This window comes from Streptomyces cyaneofuscatus (genome assembly GCF_033109485.1).
Taxonomy (GTDB): domain Bacteria; phylum Actinomycetota; class Actinomycetes; order Streptomycetales; family Streptomycetaceae; genus Streptomyces; species Streptomyces cyaneofuscatus.
On sequence record NZ_CP137002.1, the window covers coordinates 3428047 to 3445726 of the forward strand.

Below are 17680 nucleotides of genomic sequence, written 5' to 3' on the forward strand. Positions count from 1 at the left end.
TTCGTGCGCACCGGCCCGGTCCGGGTGGTGCGTCCTCGTCCCCCGTCGTACCCGCCCGGGGTCAGGCGGCGCTTGTGGACCGCCCGGCGGCGAGGAGCTGCATCTCCCAGGCGAAGGCCACCCCGGAGGCGCCGCCGTGCTGGGCCTGGACCTCGGCGGCCGCCGGCACCGTCTCCTCGCGGGCCCAGTCGCGCTGCCACTCGCCCAGGACGGCCATCCAGGTGATCGGGACGACGCCCGCCTGGACCATGCGGCGCACCGCCATGTCGTGGGCCTCGGCCGACACACCCCCCGAGGCGTCGGTGACGGCGTAGACGTCGAAGCCCTCACCGGCCGCCTGTATGGCGGGCATGGCCAGGCAGATCTCGGTCCAGAGCCCGGCGAGGATCAGCTTCTTCCGCCCGGTCGCCTTGACGGCGTCGACGACGCGCTGGTCCTGCCAGGTGTTGATGAAGGTCCGGTCGATCGGCTTCTGCTCCGGGAACACGTCCTGGATGCCCTGGATGAGCAGGCCACCACGCTCCTCCAGGACGGTCGTCAGGATGGTCGGGACGCCGAAGGCCTTGGCGGCCTTGGCGAGTCCGACCACGTTGTTGACGACCATCGTCGGCTCATGGCTGTTCAGGTTGGCGAACTGGAACGGCTGGTGGTCGATCAGCACCAGGACGCTCTCCTCGGGCGTCAGCAGTGCGTCGAGTCCGGCCTTGTTCGGGGTGCTGACGGTGCTCACGGTGCTCATGGGGGTGTCCCTTCTGGAGCCGTACGCCATGTAGTTGACGTGTCACCCACACTAGGCAGGAGGTGGTTGACGCGTCAACTAGTCCTGATGGCAACTACGCTGCCTCCATGGACGCACCGCCTCGCTGGCTGACCCCGGAACAGCAGGCCGCCTGGGACAGCTTCATCCGCATGCAGGAGAAGCTCATCGGTCGGCTCTCCCGCCAGGTCCAGGCAGACTCCCGCATGTCCCCCGCCGACTACATCGTGCTGGCCAAGCTCACCGAGGCCGGCGGGCGGATGCGCCTCACGGACCTGGCCAAGCTGGTGGAGTGGGAGAAGAGCCGCATGTCCCACCAGGTGGGGCGGATGGCGAAGCGCGGACTTGTGGCCAAGGAGGACTGCCCCGACGACGGCCGCGGAGCGTTCATCGTCGCCACCCCGGCGGGCCGCGAGGCCATCGAGGAGGCCGCGCCCGTGCACGTCGAACACGTCCGGCGGCTGTTCGTCGACGCCCTCACCCCGGAGGAGCTGGACACCCTCGCCCGCATCTCCGACCGCGTCCTCGCCCACATGGAGAAGCAGCCCGACTGAGACCGGCCGACGGAGACCGGCCGGGACGGTGACCGGCCGCGGCGGTGGTCGCCGCGGCCGGTCACGCCCGCTGTCAGCGGCTCAGCAGCCGGAACCGCCGTACCGCCAGCGGCAGGAAGACCAGCGTGATCACCACCGGCCACACCACGGCCATCAGCAGGGCGTGCTCCTCCACCCAGGTACCGCCGCCCGCCACCGGGTTGCCGAACAGCTCGCGGGTGGCGGTCGCGGTCGAGGAGAGCGGGTTCCAGGCGGCGACCGTGCCCAGCCAGCCCGGCATCAGGGACGGGGCGACGAAGGTGCTGGAGATCATCGTGAGCGGGAAGGCGACCGCGTACAGCCCGCCCGCCGCCTCCGGCGTCGGAACCAGCAGGCCCAGCCAGACGCCCACCCAGATCAGGCTGAACCGCAGCAGCAGGAGCAGCCCGAACGCCCCGAGGGCGGGCATCACCCCGCCGCCCGCGCGCCAGCCGATCAGCAGCGCGGTGACGGCCAGGATGGTCAGCTCGGCGGCCGCCACCACCAGGTCGGCCACCCCGCGTCCGGAGGCGAAGGCGGACGGGGCCATCGGCATGGAACGGAAGCGGTCGACGACCCCCTGTCCGGCGTCGGTGACGACGGCCACGGCGGTGTTCATGAAGCCCATGGCCATGGTCATCGCGAACATGCCGGGCATCAGGAACTCCCGGTAGTCGCCGCCGCCCGGCACCTTCATGGCACTGCCGAAGACGTACCCGTACAGCAGGACGGACAGGATCGGGAAGCCGAGCTGCCAGACGATGGCGGAGGGGTGGCGCTGGTAGTGGGTGAGGGTGCGGCGGGTGATGTTCCAGCAGTCGGAGACCGCCCAGTAGGCGAGGCCGTGTCCGCGTGACGCCTCGGTCACCGTGCGGCCCGGTGCGGTGACGGTCATGCCGCTGCCACCTCGCGTACGGCCTGCGCGTCTTCGGCAGGTGTGTCGTCGGCGGGCGTTCGGTCGGCGCCCGCGCCGTGGCCCGTCAGCCGCAGGAACACGTCGTCCAGGCTGGGCCGGCGCAGCCCGATGTCCTCCACCGCGATCCGGTCGTCCTGGAGGGTCCGGGCCACCTCGGTCAGGGCGGCCACCCGGTCGGCGACCTGGGCGTGTACCCGGCGGTTGGTGTCGTCGGTGAGGACCAGCCCGCCCCCGGCGACCCGTTCGACGGCCCGCGCCACCGCGGCCAGGTCTCCCGGGTCGGCGGCGACGACCTCGATCCGGTCGCCGCCGACGCGGTTCTTCAGCGCGTCGGGGGTGTCGTCGGCGATGGCCCGCCCCCGGTCGATGACGGTGATGTGCGAGGCGAGCTTGTCGGCCTCGTCCAGGTACTGCGTGGTGAGCAGTACGGTCGTGCCGCCCGCCACCAGGGCCCGGATCGCGTCCCAGACCTCGCCCCGGCCTCGCGGGTCGAGCCCGGTCGTGGGCTCGTCCAGGAAGAGCACGTCGGGCGAGAGGATCATCGAGGAGGCGAGGTCGAGCCGGCGCCGCATGCCGCCGCTGTACTCCCCGGCGCTCCGGTCGGCGGCCTCCACCAGGTCGAACCGCTCCAGCAGCTCTCCGGCGCGCTGCCGGGCCCCGCGGTTGCCCAGGTGGAAGAGGCGCCCGAACATCTCCAGGTTCTGCCGCCCGGTGAGGCCCTCGTCGACGGCGGCGTACTGACCGGCGAGCCCGATCCTGCTCCGTACGCGGCGGGGCTCGCGCCCCACATCGATCCCGGCCACCTCGGCCCGGCCCCCGTCGTATCGCAGGAGGGTCGCGAGGACCCGTACGGCGGTGGTCTTCCCGGCCCCGTTGGGCCCGAGCAGGCCGTGGACGGTGCCGGGGCGGACGGCGAGGTCGAACCCGTCGAGCGCCCGCTTCTCCACCCCGCCCCTCCCCTTCGCCCGGTACCGCTTGACGAGCCCTTCGGCGAGCACCGCGTACCTCGGCCCGGTTTCCGACATGCACCTAGACGTAGAAATAGGCATGGACATGGCATAACCCCCTTGCTTCTCCGACCAACCCGGAAGCGAACTGAGTACACCGTACCCCAAACCGAGTACGCTGTACGTTGATACGAGTACGGTGTACCCAAATCGCCTCCGGCGCACTACGCTGCCCCCATGGCGAAAGACGGATCGACAGGATCGACAGCGGCGGCGACGACGGACGGCACCACCCCCGGGAGCGGCGACATCGCGCGCAGCCTGGAGCTCCTGTGGGGCACCGGGGACCGCCCCAGCCGCGGCCCCAAACCCGGCCTCACGCTGGACCGGATCGTCACGGCCGCCATCGCCGTCGCGGACGCGGAAGGGCTGGCCGCCGTCTCCATGCGCCGGCTCTCCACCGAGCTCGGCACGGGCACGATGTCGCTCTACCGGTACATCCCCGGCAAGGCCGAACTCCTGGACCTGATGCTCGACCGGGTGCTGGGCGAGCCCCTGCCCGACGAGCCCGGCCGCCCCGCCGCCGACCACCCCGTCCCCGACGACTGGCGGGCGGCGATCAACCGCATGGCCACGACCTACCTGGACAACCTGCGCCGCCACCCCTGGCTGCTGAAGATCAACCAGGCCCGCACGGTGCTCGGCCCCAGCGCCCTGCGCGGCCTGGAGCTCTCGCTCACCGGACTGCGCTCGATGGGGCTGCGCGACCCCGAACTGATCGGCGTGATCATCACGGTCAACAGCTTCGTGGAGGGCCTCGCCCGCACCCAGGGGGACGCGGAGGAGGCGGTGGCGCAGACCGGGCTGAGCGACGAGGAGTTCTGGGACAGCCAGCGCCCCTACCTGGAGCGGGCCATGCTCAGCGGCGCGTACCCGATGATGGCGAGCATGTCGGAGGACACCTTCAGCGCCGACTTCGACCACTTCGTGTTCGGGCTGGAGCGGCTGATCGCCGGTTTCGAGGTGCTGGTCGCGGAGCGGCAGAAGGCGGGCGGCTCGGCCGGCTGAACGACGTACCGGGCAGGACAACGACGTACCGGGCGTGACCGGACATGACAGGGCGCCCGGTGCGTGCCCCAATGGATATATGGACGCCAGCCGGGAGCTAGCCCCGTTCGTGAAGCAGTACGCCGTCCTGCTGAGCACGCACCGCCAGGACGGCACGTCGGTCGGCACGCCCGTGAACATCGCCGTCGAGGGCGATCACGCCTTCATCCGTACGTTCTCCTCGGCCTGGAAGGTCGAGCGGATGCGTAACCACCCGAAGGTGGAGCTCGCCCCGTGCACGGTCCGGGGCAGACCCACGGGACCGGAGATCAGCGCCCACGCACGGCTGCTGCGGCCGGGCACGAAGGAGAACACGCACGCGGCACGGATGCTGTCGCGGAAGTACCCGATCGTGCAGGGCGTACTCGTCCCGCTGGCGCACCGGCTGAAGCGGGACAGGACGCTGCACTACGAGGTGTGGCCGGTGGTGAACGGCGACTGAGGGTTCGAGGGGGGCGCCACGGGCCTATCCCCTCACCCCTGCCCCCGCTTCCGCCGGAGCGCGAACCACAGGGCCCCCACCCCGACGATGATCACCGCACCGAGCCCCACACTGCCCTTGCCGTCACCGTCCTGACCGTCACCCGCCCCGGAGGAGGAAGTTCCACTCCCGGAACTCCCGGAACTCCCGGAACTCCCGGAACTCCCGGAGGGCTTCCCCTTCTCCTCGCCGCCCCCCGACGGCTTGGCGCCCCCTTCGATCTCGACCCGCACGACCCCGCTGCCCGCCCCCTCGGAGCCGAACATCAGGGCCGATCCGTCCGCCGTGTACGTCACCGACTCCGCCTGCCGCTGGAACGGTGCGGCGACCGACCGGCTTTCCCCGAGGCGGCCGTCCTCGAAGTCGTACACGCGGGCGCTGAAGTACGAGCGCAGCACCAGCGAGCCCCCGTCGGGCGAGAAGGCCCCGTCCGTCACCCACGGCACCTCGCCGACCCGCCGGAAGGTGTTCGTGGCACCGGTGGTGAGCTTCGCGGGCCCTTCGTAGAGCCCGCCGCCGTCCTCGTTCTTGGAGGCGATGTAGACGCGCCCGGTCGTGGGGTGGACCATCAGCGCCTCGGCGTTGCGGGCCCCGTCGGCGTACTTCACGTCGTACTGGGTGGCGGTGACGGTGGCGTCGCGGAGGACCTTGGGCTCGGGAAAGCGATAGATCCATACGTGGGACCAGGTGCCGTCCAGGTTGTCCCCGATGTCACCGACGTAGATGTCCCCGTCGGGCCCGATCGAAATGCCCTCCACATCCCGCGGCTCCCCCACGCCCCGCATGGTGATGGTCGCGACGGTCTTCCCGGTGCGGGAGTCGACGGCGAAGACGTAGGGGCCGTCGTCGCTGTCGTTGTGCGTCCAGTAGACGCCGGGGTGCAGACGGCTGGCGGCGAGGCCGCTGGACTCGGTGATACGGGAGTCCTCGATCGTGAAGTCACGGTCGGGGTCCCCGTCGGCGGCGACGGCGGGGCAGGCGGCCCCCAGGAGCAGCAGCAGGGCTGCGGCGGGAACGGCGGGAACGGCGAGACGTGCCGGGCGGCTCGGATACGGACGCATGGCCCAAGTGTCCACGGTCGCGGCCCTGTCCAAGGCCCGGCCCCGCCCACAGCCCCGGCCCCGTCCACCGCAGGGCCCCGCCCCCCGTCCACCGCGAGGCCCGCCCCCACCGTGTCCATCGTCACGTCGCAGGCCACAGCCGTGATCGGCCATGATGACGCCATGCGTTTTCTCCCGGTCGGCGACTCCATGACCATCGGCGCCACCGGCGACTTCACCTGGCGCTACCGCCTGTGGCAGCACCTTGAGGCGGTCTGCACGACTCCGTACGAGATCGTCGGGCCGCGCACGACGCTGTACGACCCCGAGGCGAACGCCCCGCTCTCCGACGCGTACGCCGACCCGTCCTTCCCGCCCGACGCGCGCAGGCACCTGGCGGGCTGGGGCGAGGGGTGGCTGCACATGGCGCCGGCGATCGCGGACGCGGTGCGCGCGGCGGAGGCGGACGTGCTGCTGGTCTCGCTGGGCCTGATAGACCTCGGGTTCTACACGGACGCCGAGCAGACGGCGGCCAACGCCCGCGCGTTCATCGAGGCGGCCCGCACGGCCAACCCGCAGATCCGGATGGTGCTGCTCCCGGTGATACCGAACGTCCGGGCCGAGTCGGACGCCCCCTTCGCCGCCTCCTGCGCCCGCTTCAACGAACTCCTCGCCAAGGCCGTGGCCGACCTGGACACCCCCGTCTCCCCACTCCTCCTGGCCTCGCGCCCGCCGGGCTACGACATCCACACGGACACGTACGACGGCACCCACCCCGGCCCGACCGGCGAACACCTCCTCGCCGCCGCCTTCGCCGACGCGATGCACCAGGCCTGGGGTCTGGGCGGTCCGTACGCGCGGCAGCAGGCGACACCGCAACCGCAACCGGCCTGAGCGGCGGCCCGTAGGTGAACGGCCCACGCGCCGCGCGCATGCAGATCTACGCGGCCGAGGGCACCACCGACCGGGACCGCGTCTTCATCGTGCGCTGCGTCGGAGGCATCGTCCGCGTCGGCCGGACGTTCGTCCCCGACCGGAGCGACGCAACCCTCCCCGCAGACCTACGGGTCACCCTGACCGGCATCGAGCGGTACCGGCGGAGCGTCGGGTCCTTCGATCCGCCCCGCACCGCCCGGTCACCCTCACCGGCCCGTCGGCCGACGCGCTGGTCCGCGGATCGGTCATCGTGGAGGCGTCGGACCGACCGGCTGGGACCCCAGCATCGTCAGTGCCAGTTGGGTCAGTTCGCCGGAGACCTCCTCCGGGCGGGCCCGGCGGCAGCGGCGGGTGTGGTGGGCCATCAGTTCGTGGACCGTGCCGACCATCACCATGACGTCGACCCGGTGGTCCCGGTCCTCCGCCTCGCCCCGCTCCACCGCCCGCTCCGCCTCCCCCGTGAGGAACTCCGTCCACAGCGCGCGCCAGAGCTTGCAGTGCTCGTCCACCACCGCGCTCACGCCCAGCACCTCGACGAAGGTCACCCGTGCCTCGCGCGGGTCCCGGGTGACGGACTCCACGTACGCGTCGAAGAGGCGCCGGACCCTCTCCGCGATCGAGCACTCGTCCATCCCCTCGGAGAGCAGGGCGGCCTCCATGGCCCGCAGGCCGGTGGTGGTGACCCGGTTGTGCAGGGCGATGAGCAGCCCCTCCCGTGTCCCGTACTCCTGCCGGAGCACCTCGGGCGTGACCCCGGCCGCCTCGCAGAGGTCCGCCTCCGAGGTCTCCCGGTAGCCGACGACCCCGTACAGCTCCCGTGCGGCGTTCAGCAGTTGTTCCCTCGCCTGGGTACGGGCCTGGTCACCGGGCCCCGTCCGCTGAACCGCCCAGCCATCAGCCACCGGTCCTCCTTCAGCGCAAGGTGCGGGAGAGGGCCTCGGCACCTCTGCACGAACCGCCGCCCCATTGTGCGCGCCCGGAGCGCCGCCGGGGTGCCACGCCACACCCGTACGGGCGAATGACCGCACGCGGAAACGCTTCTTCTCGGCGCGTCGATCGGTGCGTCGATCGGTGCGTCGATCGGTGCGCTGGGAAGTGGGAGTGCGACGGGCTGTCAGCCCTGCTCCTCCGCGTACGCGAACGCCTCCCGGTGCTCGTCGACGCTCTCGACGCCGTCGCGCGCCCGCAGGGCCAGGTCGCGGGCCAGGCGCCGGGCCAGCTCGCGCAGCCCGTCGTCCGGCGTGACCCCCTCGACGTACTCCAGCAGGCCTGCCAACGCGTCCAGTTCACCGGTGTGGAGCGCCACGTCGACGATCTCCTGGTCCGCCGCCGTGAGCGCTTCCACGGCGCGCCGCCGGAAGGCCGTGCTCCGCAGGCGGGCGACGGCCTGGTCCTCCCCGGCCCACGCCCACGGCTCCGCACCGCCGTCCACCGTGCCGAAGGCTTCGAGTCGCCGGAGCAGGATGTCCGGCTCGCTGTGCGGCGCGCGGTAGAAGGGCCGCTCGGCGCTTCCCGCCTCGCGCGGGTCCAGCCGCACCTCGGAGAGGAACGCGGCGACACGTACCGGCTCGGGCGTCAGCCCGCTCCCCATCCAGCGGGCGGAGTCCAGCAGCGAACGACCGGAACCCTCGGGGATGTGGAAGAAGCACCACCCCGAGACGCCGCACCACAGCAGCCCCGTCTCCCCGCCGTTGCCCAGCAACGTCCGGCTGAACGCGGGCGTGAACTCCACGCTCCCCTCGACGTCCCCCTCGAAGTCGTCCTGGCTCGGGTCGTGCACATCCCCGTACGCCGAGACGGAGACGACCGGGATCTCCTCGGCCAGCAGCACCTCCGCGACGGCCGCCATGTATCCGCCTATGACCGCTTCGAGGGCGCCCCGCAGCTGGGGCGAGCAGTCTTCGGCATTGGCGTACGTCACGGCGGTTCTCCCAGGTCGGTCCCGGAGGCGGATCCGCCTCCTTACCGCCGTTGCCCGCATCACGCCTGTTCACACGGGGTCGGCTTGACCCTGACGTACGGGGCAGGGGTTAGCGTCCCCGCACCCGCCGCGCGAAAGCCGGTGAGCCGGTGAGCCGGAAAGCCGGTGAGCCAGAGAGCTGGTGAGCCGGAGAGCCGGTGAGCCGACAGGCCCGAGCCCAGGAGATTCAGCATGTCCATCACCCCGCCCCTCCCCCGTACCGCCCGCGAAGTCCGTCTGGTCTCCGCTCCCCCAGGACTGCCCACACCCGCCGACTTCGCCGTCGTCGAAGCGCCCCTCCCCACCCCCGGAGCGGGCCAAGTCCTCGTCCGGAACCGCTACTTCCTGGTCTTCCCCGGTCTGCGTACCCTCATCGGCGGAGAGGTCGACGGCGTGCCGCTCCCCGCGCTGAGCAGCGGCGACGCGCTGTTCGGGCCTGCCGTCGGGGAGGTCGTCGCGGCGGGGGACGGCAGTCCGCTGCGACCCGGCGACACCGTCACCCACCTTCAGGGGTGGCGGGACCACGCCGTGGTGGACGCCGCCCACTGCACGCCCGTCGGGGACACGCTGCCCGATCCGGTCGCCCACCTCTCCCAGGGGTCCTCCGCGTACGGGGCCCTCACCCGGCTCGCCCCCGTCCGTACCGGCGACACCGTCCTGGTCACCGGCGCCGCCGGAGCCGTGGGCACCCTCGCCGGTCCGGTCGCCCGGCTGCTGGGCGCCGGGCGGGTGATCGGCACCACCAGGTCGCCCGAGAAGGCCGGGCGGCTCACCGCCGAACTCGGTTACGACGCCGTCCTCCTGGGAGACCGGGGAGGCGAGGGAGACTTGGCAGGCCCCCGAGCCTCCTTCGCCGCTCAGCTCGCCGAGGCCGCGCCCGACGGCATCGACGTCCTGCTCGACACCGTCGGCGGCGAACAGCTCGCGGCGGCCGTCGGCGCGGCCCGGCACGGGGCCCGTTTCGCCCTGGTCGGGGCGTTGGACGGGCAGTTGTCGGCGCGGCGGGCGGGCGGCAGCGCGCCCGTGGAGATCGACTCGTTCCGGATCGTCGTCAAGGGCCTCTCGCTGCGCGGCTACAGCGGTACGGACCACCCCGACGTCGAGGAGGAGTGGAACGGGCGGTTCGGGGCGTGGCTGCGGTCAGGCGAGATCACCTTCCCGCACGCCCGGGTCACGGGCATCGATCGGGCGCCGCAGGCGTTGCAGGAGTTGTTCGAAGGGCGGCACTTCGGGGCCGTCGTCGTGGAGTTGTAGCGGCCGACGGCTCGGCGGGGTGGGACGGGGTGGGCAGGGGTGGGCTTCGATGCGGATCGGTGAGGCGGCAGCGGCGGCGGGGTGCACCCCCAGGGCGCTGCGGCTGTACGAACAGCGCGGGCTCCTCCCGCCGCCCGCCCGCACCGCCTCGGGCCAGCGCGACTACCGGCCCGCCGAGGTCGCCAGGCTCCGGGTCATCCGCGAGCTGCTCGGCTCCGGGTTCACCATCGAGGACCTGCGATCCCTGGCGGACCGCCTCCACCTCCTGACCGAGGGCCCGCCGCCCCGGTGCGGGTCCCCCGACGCCCCGGCGGGCTCCGGTGCGGGGGTCGTCGGCCGGCGGCTCGCCCTGCTCGACGCCGAGATCGCCCGCCTCACCCGCCTCCGCGAGGAGCTGGCCCGCCGGGTGTTCGGGGAGCCGTAGCGGGCCCGCCCACCGGCTCCACCGACTCCACCGGCTCCACAGGCTCCACCCGCGCCAGCCACCCCGTCAGCAGCCGCTCCAGCTCCTCCGCCTCCCGCGGGTCCAGCGCGTCCAGCAGGTTCCGCTCGTTGCGCATGTGCTCGGTGAACGCCCGGTCGATCAGGGACCGGCCCGCCGGGGTCAGCGCCACCACCCGGCCCCGGCCGTCCGCCGCCGAGCGGCGCCGGGTCACCAGGCCGGCGCGCTGGAGGCGGTCGATCCGCTTGGTCATCGCGCCCGTGGTGACCATCGTGTGCGCGGCCAGCTCGCCCGGTGCCCGCTCGAAGGGCTCCCCGGCCCGGCGCAGCGCGGCCAGGACGTCGAACTCGCCCTCCGACAGGCCATGGGTCCGGTAGACGACGTCGAGGCGGGCGGTCAGGAGGTGGCCCAGGCGGTGCAGCCGGCCGATGACCGCCTGCGGGGACACGTCCACGTCCGGGCGCTCTCGCGCCCATTCGGCCTGGATACGGGCCACATGGTCGGGACCCGTGCGCCCCGGCCCCTCCCCCTCGTCCGAGCCCTCCGGAGCCGGATCCCGAAAATTACCTTCCATGGAAGGCATAATAGCTTCCATGGAAGGTAACCTGAAATGGTCGCTGGTCACGGCGGTGGCCCCCGTGGCCTGGGGCACGACGTACTTCGTCACGCGCGAGTATCTGCCCGAGAGTCACCCGCTGTACGGGGCCGCCTTCCGGGCCGTGCCCGCCGGGCTGCTCCTCCTGGCCGTCTGCCGGAAGCTGCCGCACGGGAGCTGGTGGTGGAAGTCCCTGGTGCTCGGCGCCCTGAACATGAGCGGCTTCTTCGCGCTCGTCTACGTGGCGGCGCAGCGCCTCCCCACCAGCCTGGCGTCGATCATCATGGCCCTCGCACCCCTGTTCATGATGATGCTGGCCTGGCCGCTGGTCGGTGAGCGGCCCGGCTGGAAGCACCTCGCCGGGGCCATGACCGGTGTCGGCGGTGTCTGCCTGATGGTGTTCACGGCCGCCGGTTCGGTGGACGCGATCGGCGTGCTCGCCTCGGTCGGGGCCATGGCGATGTCCTCGTACGGGTATGTCCTGGCCAAGCGGTGGAGCGGCGGGGTGGACGTACTCGCCGCCACCAGCTGGCAGTTGCTCGGCGGCGGGCTGCTGCTCGTACCGTGCGCGGCCCTCGTGGAGGGCGCGCCGCCCGCGCTGGACGGGCCCGCACTCCTCGGGTTCGGCTACCTCGCCGTGGTGGCCACGGGCATCGCGTTCGCCGCCTGGTTCCTGGGGCTGAAGCACCTGCCGGCGGGGACGGTCGGCCTGCTGGGGCTGCTCAACCCCGTGACGGGCGTGCTGCTGGGGCTCCTCCTCGCCGGCGAGAGCCTCTCGGGCCGGCAGGTCCTCGGTCTCGTACTCACGCTGTGCGGAGTCGTACTCGGCCAGCGCGCCGCCCGAACCCCCGCACCACCGCCGGAGGCCCCCGAGCCCGCCGAGCCAGCCGAGCCCTCCGAGCCCCCTGGCCCCACCGAGCGCCCCTCCCGCATCACCCCGTCACCGTGAAAACGGCCCGCATCACCCCGTCACCGTGAAGACCGCCCGCATCACCCCTTCACCGCGAACTCCGCCCGTAGCAGCGCCTCGTCCCGCGACGACGGCCCCACCAGCAGCTCGAAGCGCCCCGGCTCCACCACGCGCCGCCCCTGCGCGTCCACCAACGTGCAGGCGGCGACGGGCAGTTCGATCGACACCTGGCGGGACTCCCCGACCGCCAAGGCCACCTGCTCGTACGCCTTCAGCTCCTTCTCCGCCCAGGTCACGGATGTCACCGTGTCGCTCACGTACACCTGGAGGGTCTCCAGCGCGGGCCGGGCACCGGAGTTGGTGAGCGTCACCCGGGCGCGTACGGTCTCCGTCGGTTCGACGACCGCCGTCAGCAGCTCCAGATCCGTGTACTCCACGGTCGTGTAGCTCAGGCCCTCCCCGAACGCGAACGCCGGGCTCTGCGTGAGGTCCGCGTACCGCGTGCCGTGCTGGCCGCGCACCTGGTTGTAGTACGTCGGCTGCTGCCCCGCGTGCCGGGCGAAGGAGAGCGGGAGCCGGCCGGTCGGCTCGATCAAGCCGAGGAGCAGCTCCGCCACCGCCGTACCGCCGAGCATCCCCGGGTTGGCCGCGTACACGATCGCCGCCGCACCGAGCGCGGACGGCGGCAGCACCAGCGGCTTGGAGCTGATGACCACGACGACCAGCGGCTTGCCGGTCGCCGCCAGCGCGTCGATCAACGCAACCTGGTCGCCGACGAGTTCGAGGGTGGCGGTCGACTTGCCCTCGCCGATCAGCTCGATCCGGTCACCGACGACGGCGACCACGTGATCGGCGGCCTCGGCGGCGGCGACGGCCTCGGCGATGAGCGCCGGGTCGGGCTCGGCCGGGACGACGACCTCGGGGCGCGGCTGCCCGTCGGGGAAGAACTCGCCCTCCGGGTCGGGCCCGACGTCCAGGATGCGGGCGCCGGGCGCGTACGTCACGGTCCAGTCGGCGGGGACCCGGTCCCGGAAGCCGTCGAGGACGGTACGGATCATGGCGCGCGGCTGCCCGTCGGGGAGCCAGTCCGCCTGCCCCGAGGAGCCCGCCCAGTCGCCCAACTGGGTCTGCGCGTCATGGGCGTTGGGGCCGACGACGGCAACCGTACGGGGGCCGGAGCCCGTGGTCCGGGCCCGTCCGCCGCCGTGCGCGGTGAGGCTGCCCGGGTCCTCCGCCTCCAGGCCGCCCGCCAGCGGCAGCGTGCCGTCGTTGGTCAGGAGCACCAGCGAGCGCCGGGCGGCCTCCAGGTTGAGCTCGGCGTGCGCGGCGCTGCCGATGAACTCGGCCTGCCGGGCGGCGTCGGGGTGGCGAGGATTCTCGAAGAGCCCCAACTCGAACTTGAGCGTCAGGATGCGGCGTACGGCGGCGTCGATCTCCGCCTCGGTGAGCGTGCCCTCCGCCACCGCCTCCTGGGCGCCGTCGAAGAACTTCGAAGTCGTCATCACCATGTCGTTGCCCGCGCGGACCGCCGCCGCCGACGCCTGCGCGTAGTCGGCGTAGATCTGCTGCTCCCACACCATGCGGCCGACGTTGTCCCAGTCCGTGACCAGCGTGCCGGTGTAGCCCCACTCGCCGCGCAGCACCTCGCCGAGCAGCCAGTCGTTGACGGTGATCGGCACGCCGTCCATGGACTGGTAGCCGAGCATGAACGTCCGGCAGCCCTCCTTGGCGACCCGCTCGAACGGCGGGAGGAACCACGAGCGCAGCTTGCGCCGGGAGATGTCCGCCTCGCTGGCGTCGCGGCCGCCCTGGGTCTCGGAGTACCCGGCGAAGTGCTTGGCGCAGGCCAGGATCGCGGTCGGGTCGGTGAGCCCCTCGCCCTGGTAGCCGCGCACCATGGCCGATCCCAACTCACCGATGAGGAAGGGATCTTCGCCGAAGGTCTCGCTCACCCGGCCCCACCGCAGGTCGCGGGTGATGCAGAGGACCGGCGAGAACGTCCAGTGCACCCCGGTCGCCGCGACCTCCACCGCCGTCGCCCGCGCGATCCGCTCCACCAGGTCCGTGTCCCAGGTGGCCGCCATGCCGAGCTGCGTCGGGTAGATCGTCGCGCCCTCCCAGAAGGAGTGGCCGTGGATGCAGTCCTCCGCCACGAGCAGCGGGATGCGCAGCCGGGTCTTCTCGGTGAGGGCGGCCGCCTCCAGCACCCGCTCGGGCGAGGCGTGCAGGATCGACCCGGCGTGCAGCTCCTCCACGAGGTGCCGCACGCCCTCCTTGGCGTTGAGCTGGAGCATCTGGCCGACCTTCTCGGGCAGCGTCATGCGGCCCAGGAGATCGGCGACCCGGTCCGCGACGGGGAGCGCGGGGTCGAGGTACGGCGGCAGGAGGCCCACAGGAGTTCCTTTCACGACGGCACTCCGCAGTACCGTACGCTCAATACCGACCGCTTGGTAAGTATTCAACCTTGTGAGAATCTGGGGCGGAGCTCGGGCGGAGCTCGGGCGGAGCTCCGGGGGAACGAGAGAGGCGTCCGATGACAGCGGGTGAATGCGCGTGACCCCGGGAACGCGGCGCGGCTACGCCAAGGGCCGGGCCAAGCGGATCGAGATCCTCGACCAGGCGATGACCCTGTTCGGCGAGGCCGGCTACCGGGGTGCCTCGCTGCGCGTCATCGCCACCCGCTGCGGCATCTCGCACCCGGGCCTCCTGCACCACTTCCCGACGAAGGAGGCGCTGCTCCTCGCGGTGCTCCAGCGCCGCGACGACGTGGACGACGAGTGGCTGGCCCTGGGCGTCACCCGGGGCGTCGACCATCTGCGCCGGCTGGTGGACCTCGCCGAGCTGAACGCCAAGCGGCGCGGGATCGTCGAGCTGTTCTCGGTGGTCGCGGCGGAGGCCACCGCCCCCGACCACCCGGCGCACGCGTACTTCGAGGCCCGCTACCGTACGTCCGTCGCCAACACCGAACGCGCCTACGCCCAGGCCCGGGAGGCGGGCGCGCTGCGCGACGACGTCGAACCGGCTTCCGCCGCGCAGCAGTTGATCGCCCTCATGGACGGCCTGCAGATCCAGTGGCTGATCAGCGACTGCACGACGGACATGGCGGGCGTCCTGCGGGCCCACATCCGGGCCCAGTTGACCGTGGAGTTCTGAGGGCCGTTCCTCACGGCGGTACGGCTACCAGTCGTCGCCCACGTCGAAGTTCGCGGTGACCAGGTCGCCGTGCTTCGTCTCGGCGAGGATGAAGTACGCGCCCAGGGAGCACAGATCCCGGTAGAGGCCGGCCGAGAGTTCCCACGTGGCCACCTTCTCGGACCGCGACCGGATGATCAGCCAGGCGGGGACCTTGTCGAAGGGGTGGCCCTCCTCCGGATCGCTCATCTGGAGGGAGACGCTGCGCTCGTCGCTCTCGTACCAGTAGGTGTAGCCCCCGGTCGGGTCCGCGGCGTCCCGGATCAGGTCGAAGGTGAGAGAGAGCACCGCCTCCACATCCCTCCGCAGTCGCTCGGCGAAGACGGCGCTGTCCCAGGGGGCGGGCTCGCCGCCGATATCGGCCGGGCCGACGTTGAGGTAGAAATCCTTGCTGGAACCCTCGTGCTGCTCGAAGGCTTCCAGGAGGGCCGAGTCGTCCACCAGATGGTCCCTTGTTCCGTTCCGTTCGTTCCTCTCTGCACACCTTCCGGGTACGCGCAGATGCCCCAGGCTGTCATGAGCCCCTGGCCCCCGCCTACCCGCCCAGGAACTCCGCGCACCGCAGCGGCCCCAGCGTGGGCCCCTCCCCCGGCCGTACGGTCACCTCCACGCCGTCGGCCCGAACCTCCGCCTCGCGGACGGACTGGAAGCTCGCCAGCGTACACACCAGCTGCCCGGTGGCCTGGTCGCGTTCCGCCGCCCAGTACGGGCCCTCCAGCCGCACCGTGACGCGGGGCCCGTCGCCGGTCACCGCGTAACCGCTGACGCCCTGGATCAGGGTGGTCAGCCCCTCGCGCTGCTCGGCGGAGGACGGCCCCTGGGAGAGCAGCTTCATCGCGGCGTCGAGGTTGCTCACGTCCCGGTCGATGAGGGGCACCGCGCGCAGGCCGCTGCCGGACGCGAAGTACAGCCGGGCCCCGCGCGTCAGCCCCGACGCGGGCTCCCCCGCGTCTATGACCCCGGTCGGCCGCACCCCGACGCCGCACCCGGCGAGCAAGGCCCCCAGAACGCCGAGTACGGCGAGCACGACGGCCCCTCGCTGAACCCTCACTCGCCCTCCTCCCCCGTACGCAGCGGCAGCCGCAGCGTGAACACCGCGCCACCGAGCGGCTGTTGGCCAACCTCAATCGTGCCGCCGTGCAGCCGCGCGTTCTCCAGCGCGATCGCCATCCCGAGCCCGCTGCCCTGCCCACCGCTGTCGCCACTATCGCCGCTATCGGCCCTGTCGCCGGTGTCGGTGTCGGTGCTCCGCGTGCGGGCCACGTCTGCCTTGTAGAACCGGTCGAAGACCCGCTCCCGCGCCTCGGGAGCCAGCCCGGGCCCATGGTCCGCGACCTCCAGCACCACCCACTCACCCCCGTCACCCGACTCACCCCCGTCGCCCCGCTCACCCCCGTCGGCCACCGCGAGGGTCACCGTCACCGGCGGCGCCCCGTGCCGCAGCGCGTTGCCCACCAGGTTCGCCACGATCACGTCGACGCGCCGCCGGTCTACCACCGCCCGTACGCCTTCCCGGAGTTCGGCGGTCACCCGGTCCGTCCAGCCGCGCAGGGCGAGCGACGCCCGTACGGTGTCGGCGAGGTCCGTCACGGACGCGTTCAGCCGTACCGCCTTGGCGTCGAAGCGGGAGATCTCCATCAGGTCGTCGACCAGCCGGGAGAGCCGGGCGGTCTCGGCGCCGACGGTCCGGGCCGCGCGCGCCGCGTCCGGGGGCAACTGGTCGGCGTCCTCCTCCAGTACGGTCGCCACCATCGTCATCGCGGCCAGGGGCGTACGGAGTTCGTGCGACACGTCCGCCACGAACCGGCGCGCCTTCGCCTCCTGCGCCCGCAACTCCGTGTCGGACGCCTGGAGTGCGTCGGCGGTCTCGTTGAACGTCCTTGCCAGGTCGGCGAGTTCGTCGTGACCCCGGACCGCTACCCGGCTGCCCAGGTCCCCGGTGGCGAGTTCACGGGTGGCGCGGCCCAGTTTCCGTACCGGCCGCAGGACCGTCCCCGCGGCCAGCAGCGCCAGTACGGCGGCCAGCACCACCACCGGCACGATGCCCGCCCGCACGGAGTCCAACAGGGCTGCGGTGTCGTCGCGTTCGGCGCGCAGAGCGGTGATGGCGAAGACCTCCAGGCCCGACGTGCGCCGGTCCCCGTCGGCGTACGTCACGGGCAGGCCGACGACCAGGTACGGCTCGCCCCGCCACTCCACCCGCTGGAACCGGGCCCCGCTCCCCGCGCGCACGGCCGCCCGCAGCTCGGCGGTGATCCGGCCCTCCGTCTCGGCGAGGGTGTCGGAGGTGGCGGACAGGTCCTGGTAGCGGACGACCACGATCCGGGCGCCGATCCCCTCGGAGACCTTCGAGGCGAACCGGGCGAGGGTGCGCTCGTCGGGCGGCAGGTCGACATCGGCGGCGACCACGCCGACCCGCTCGCGGAGGTCGTTCACGGCGGTGTTCTGGGTGCGCTGGAGGACGGCGGTGCGGGCGTCCCGGTAGGCGAGGGCGGTGGCCGTGACCGCGCTGATGAGGGCGACGACCACGAAGGTGACGACGAGCCGGACCCGCAGCCCGCCGACGAGCCG

The 17680-nt window shown here is 72.5% G+C and carries 19 protein-coding genes; 8 read left to right on the top strand and 11 right to left on the bottom strand.

Going from position 1 to position 17680, the window contains the following annotated elements; genetic code table 11:
- Positions 1-61: 61 nt before the first annotated feature.
- Positions 62-739: a hydrolase gene (locus R2B67_RS14860; protein ID WP_109978982.1), complete on the bottom strand. Its 678-nt coding sequence runs from the start codon at positions 737-739 to the stop codon at positions 62-64.
- 107 nt (positions 740-846) lie between these two features.
- Between R2B67_RS14860 and R2B67_RS14865 the strand changes: the two genes are divergently transcribed.
- Positions 847-1311 (top strand): MarR family winged helix-turn-helix transcriptional regulator, encoded by a 465-nt coding sequence (locus R2B67_RS14865; protein ID WP_109978981.1) that lies wholly within the window; start codon positions 847-849, stop codon positions 1309-1311.
- A gap of 73 nt (positions 1312-1384) precedes the next feature.
- Here the strand turns inward: R2B67_RS14865 and R2B67_RS14870 are convergent, their stop codons facing one another.
- Complete coding sequence (locus R2B67_RS14870) at positions 1385-2224, bottom strand: ABC transporter permease (RefSeq protein ID WP_317818445.1); 840 nt, start codon at positions 2222-2224, stop codon at positions 1385-1387.
- Positions 2221-3270 (bottom strand): efflux ABC transporter ATPase subunit, DrrA-related, encoded by a 1050-nt coding sequence (locus R2B67_RS14875; protein WP_317818448.1) that lies wholly within the window; start codon positions 3268-3270, stop codon positions 2221-2223. Before R2B67_RS14875 ends, R2B67_RS14870 begins: the two co-directional genes overlap by 4 nt.
- 159 nt (positions 3271-3429) lie before the next feature.
- Here R2B67_RS14875 and R2B67_RS14880 point away from each other — a divergent pair, with 159 nt between their 5' ends.
- Positions 3430-4260, top strand: coding sequence for a TetR/AcrR family transcriptional regulator (locus tag R2B67_RS14880; RefSeq protein WP_237327280.1), 831 nt, complete (start codon positions 3430-3432; stop codon positions 4258-4260).
- A gap of 79 nt (positions 4261-4339) precedes the next feature.
- Positions 4340-4741 carry a PPOX class F420-dependent oxidoreductase gene (locus tag R2B67_RS14885; RefSeq protein WP_018510858.1) on the top strand — a complete coding sequence of 134 codons (402 nt, stop codon included), beginning with the start codon at positions 4340-4342 and terminating at the stop codon, positions 4739-4741.
- 32 nt (positions 4742-4773) lie between these two features.
- Here R2B67_RS14885 and R2B67_RS14890 read toward each other — a convergent pair whose 3' ends face one another.
- On the bottom strand, positions 4774-5841 hold the full coding sequence (locus tag R2B67_RS14890) for an SdiA-regulated/phytase-like domain-containing protein (protein ID WP_317818456.1): 1068 nt from the start codon (positions 5839-5841) through the stop codon (positions 4774-4776).
- Between the two features lie 162 nt (positions 5842-6003).
- On the opposite strand from R2B67_RS14890, the gene R2B67_RS14895 reads away from it, so the two are divergent.
- A complete protein-coding gene (locus tag R2B67_RS14895) occupies positions 6004-6714 on the top strand; it encodes a GDSL-type esterase/lipase family protein (protein ID WP_317818461.1) in 711 nt (236 codons plus the stop codon).
- A 287-nt stretch (positions 6715-7001) separates the two neighbouring features.
- On the opposite strand, the gene R2B67_RS14900 is transcribed toward R2B67_RS14895, so the two are convergent.
- Positions 7002-7658, bottom strand: coding sequence for a TetR/AcrR family transcriptional regulator (locus R2B67_RS14900; RefSeq protein WP_317818464.1), 657 nt, complete (start codon positions 7656-7658; stop codon positions 7002-7004).
- A 212-nt stretch (positions 7659-7870) separates the two neighbouring features.
- Entirely contained in the window at positions 7871-8677 is an 807-nt protein-coding gene (locus tag R2B67_RS14905) for a hypothetical protein (RefSeq protein WP_317818468.1), read from the bottom strand.
- 237 nt (positions 8678-8914) lie between these two features.
- On the opposite strand from R2B67_RS14905, the gene R2B67_RS14910 reads away from it, so the two are divergent.
- Together R2B67_RS14910 and R2B67_RS14915 are read left to right on the top strand one after the other, a co-directional pair.
- Positions 8915-9970 (top strand): MDR family NADP-dependent oxidoreductase, encoded by a 1056-nt coding sequence (locus R2B67_RS14910; protein ID WP_317824854.1) that lies wholly within the window; start codon positions 8915-8917, stop codon positions 9968-9970.
- A gap of 49 nt (positions 9971-10019) precedes the next feature.
- Positions 10020-10394: a MerR family transcriptional regulator gene (locus R2B67_RS14915; protein WP_030567094.1), complete on the top strand. Its 375-nt coding sequence runs from the start codon at positions 10020-10022 to the stop codon at positions 10392-10394.
- On the opposite strand, the gene R2B67_RS14920 is transcribed toward R2B67_RS14915, so the two are convergent.
- Complete coding sequence (locus R2B67_RS14920; RefSeq protein ID WP_317824855.1) at positions 10345-10908, bottom strand: MarR family winged helix-turn-helix transcriptional regulator; 564 nt, start codon at positions 10906-10908, stop codon at positions 10345-10347. The two genes, R2B67_RS14915 and R2B67_RS14920, sit on opposite strands and share 50 nt — an antisense overlap.
- Positions 10909-11005: 97 nt before the next feature.
- Between R2B67_RS14920 and R2B67_RS14925 the strand changes: the two genes are divergently transcribed.
- A complete protein-coding gene (locus R2B67_RS14925) occupies positions 11006-11956 on the top strand; it encodes a DMT family transporter (protein WP_317818470.1) in 951 nt (316 codons plus the stop codon).
- A gap of 41 nt (positions 11957-11997) precedes the next feature.
- Here R2B67_RS14925 and R2B67_RS14930 read toward each other — a convergent pair whose 3' ends face one another.
- Positions 11998-14310, bottom strand: coding sequence for an exo-beta-d-1,3/1,6-glucosidase (locus R2B67_RS14930; protein ID WP_317824856.1), 2313 nt, complete (start codon positions 14308-14310; stop codon positions 11998-12000).
- 160 nt (positions 14311-14470) lie between these two features.
- Between R2B67_RS14930 and R2B67_RS14935 the strand changes: the two genes are divergently transcribed.
- Complete coding sequence (locus R2B67_RS14935; protein ID WP_317818473.1) at positions 14471-15070, top strand: TetR/AcrR family transcriptional regulator; 600 nt, start codon at positions 14471-14473, stop codon at positions 15068-15070.
- Positions 15071-15094: 24 nt separating this feature from the next.
- Here R2B67_RS14935 and R2B67_RS14940 read toward each other — a convergent pair whose 3' ends face one another.
- From R2B67_RS14940 to R2B67_RS14950, 3 genes are all read right to left on the bottom strand, one after another.
- Positions 15095-15550 carry a hypothetical protein gene (locus tag R2B67_RS14940; protein ID WP_317818478.1) on the bottom strand — a complete coding sequence of 152 codons (456 nt, stop codon included), beginning with the start codon at positions 15548-15550 and terminating at the stop codon, positions 15095-15097.
- A gap of 94 nt (positions 15551-15644) precedes the next feature.
- The gene (locus R2B67_RS14945; protein WP_317818481.1) at positions 15645-16160 is read right to left on the bottom strand and encodes a GerMN domain-containing protein; all 516 of its coding nucleotides are present in this window, start codon (positions 16158-16160) and stop codon (positions 15645-15647) included.
- On the bottom strand, positions 16157-17665 hold the full coding sequence (locus R2B67_RS14950; RefSeq protein ID WP_317824857.1) for an ATP-binding protein: 1509 nt from the start codon (positions 17663-17665) through the stop codon (positions 16157-16159). Before R2B67_RS14950 ends, R2B67_RS14945 begins: the two co-directional genes overlap by 4 nt.
- Between the last annotated feature and the right edge of the window lie 15 nt (positions 17666-17680).